This is a genomic window from Tepidimonas aquatica, assembly GCF_007556585.1.
In the GTDB taxonomy this organism is placed as follows: domain Bacteria; phylum Pseudomonadota; class Gammaproteobacteria; order Burkholderiales; family Burkholderiaceae_C; genus Tepidimonas; species Tepidimonas aquatica.
Window position 1 is genome coordinate 1 of record NZ_VJNA01000076.1, and the last position, 1,509, is coordinate 1,509.

2 protein-coding genes and 1 tRNA gene are annotated in these 1,509 nt (G+C 64.3%); all 3 read left to right on the forward strand.

The genetic code is table 11. From position 1 onward, the window contains the following. The 3 genes from Taqua_RS12980 (at position 1) to Taqua_RS12990 (ending at position 1,477) form a co-directional block, all read left to right on the forward strand. Positions 1–76 (forward strand) — tRNA-Asn (locus Taqua_RS12980). An 84-nt stretch (positions 77–160) separates the two neighbouring features. Then, positions 161–1,198 carry a tyrosine-type recombinase/integrase gene (locus Taqua_RS12985; RefSeq protein WP_144326984.1) on the forward strand — a complete coding sequence of 346 codons (1,038 nt, stop codon included), beginning with the start codon at positions 161–163 and terminating at the stop codon, positions 1,196–1,198. Between the two features lie 30 nt (positions 1,199–1,228). Next, positions 1,229–1,477 (forward strand): hypothetical protein, encoded by a 249-nt coding sequence (locus tag Taqua_RS12990; RefSeq protein WP_144326985.1) that lies wholly within the window; start codon positions 1,229–1,231, stop codon positions 1,475–1,477. Positions 1,478–1,509 lie beyond the last annotated feature (32 nt).

Below are 1,509 nucleotides of genomic sequence, written 5' to 3' on the forward strand. Positions count from 1 at the left end.
TCCCCGATAGCTCAGTCGGTAGAGCGCCGGACTGTTAATCCGTAGGTCCCTGGTTCGAGCCCAGGTCGGGGAGCCAAAATGCTCCGCTAAGTCTATGACTTAGTTATTGGTTTGCCAGCGTCAGTCCAGACTCCAACCAGTCCGCCGCTTGTCGGCGCTTTTGGAGGAAATCGACATGACGTTTCATGGCAGCAACAGTGTTGCGGGTGTTCCCAGCGCCCGCTCACAAGTCGACCCGGAGGGCGTTTCCCTCCGGCTGCGCTCGCTTTCGCAGCGCCCAACCTCGATCACCGTCAGCGAGCTGATCGAGCGTTACATGGCCCAGTACAACGGGCAAGACGGCTCTCGCGCGCATCGCCTCGCCGCATGGCAGGAGATGATTGGCGATTTTGAGGTGAGCCAGGTCGACGCTGACCTGATCCACGCTGGACGCAGCGAGCTGGCGACCAAGCCGCCGCTGGTCTTTGTCGGGGTGGATCACCAAGGGCGGCAAATCTTCAAGGTCAAGGGCCGCCAGCGCCAGAAAAGCGGCGCGACCCTTAATCGCTACGTGCAGGCCATCGCATCGGTCTTTACCTGGGCCATCGAGCAGCGCCTGACGCCCAAGGGGTTTGTTCACCCGTGCCGCGGGCTCAAGCGCATGGGCGAAAGCGATGGCCGCGTGCGCTACCTCGACACCGACGAGCGCTCGCGGCTGTTTCTGGCGTGCCGGGTGTCCAAGTACCCCAGGCTGTACGCCCTCGTGCTCATGGCCATGAAAACCGGTGCGCGCAAAGGCGAGCTGCTGGGCCTGACCTGGCGCGACGTCGACCTTGAGGCCGGTCTGGCCTACCTGGGCCGCACCAAAAACGGCGACCGCCGCACCCTGGTCCTGCTGCCCGACGTGGTGGAAGCGCTGCGTCCCTTTGTCTCGACCGACCCCGCGCGCTTCGTCTTCGGCAGCGTGCGCAGCAAGTACCTCGAGCCCGCGCGGATTGATACCGCCTGGCGCGAAGCCGTGGCGCGCGCCAAGCTGCGCAATTTCCGCTTCCACGACTTGCGCCACTGCTGCGCGTCCTACATGGCGCAGGCGGGCGTGCCGCTCAACGTGGTGGCCGAAGTGCTCGGGCATCGAAAGCTCGACATGACGCGCCGCTACGCGCACCTGACCGTGCAAACCAAGGCGGCCGCTATGGCCCAGGCGCTCGGCGCCATCTGACCCCCTCAACCTCAAAGCGAATTTAAGACCATGAACACACCGCAACCGATCCGCCCCGAGAGCTTCGACAGCCTGGACACAAGCTCGACGAAGGCCAGGCGACTGGCCGCCATGCTGCAGGCGATTTCTGGCCCCAGTGGCCAGGAATCGTTTGAGGATGTGGCGCCCGATCTGCGCCGCGAATACCTCGACCTCGCCGCCGAGCTGGCCAGCGACGTTGCGACTGAGCTCTCAGACCTGCTTGACCGGCACATCAACCCCGGAGAGGCCACCCAATGAAATCCCAGCAAAAGTCCATCGAGAGCACCCCC

Coding starts and splice junctions, on each gene's coding strand:
- Taqua_RS12990 (WP_144326985.1), top strand. CDS start 1,229: ATGAACACACCGCAACCGATCCGCCCCGAGAGCTTCGACAGCCTGGAC.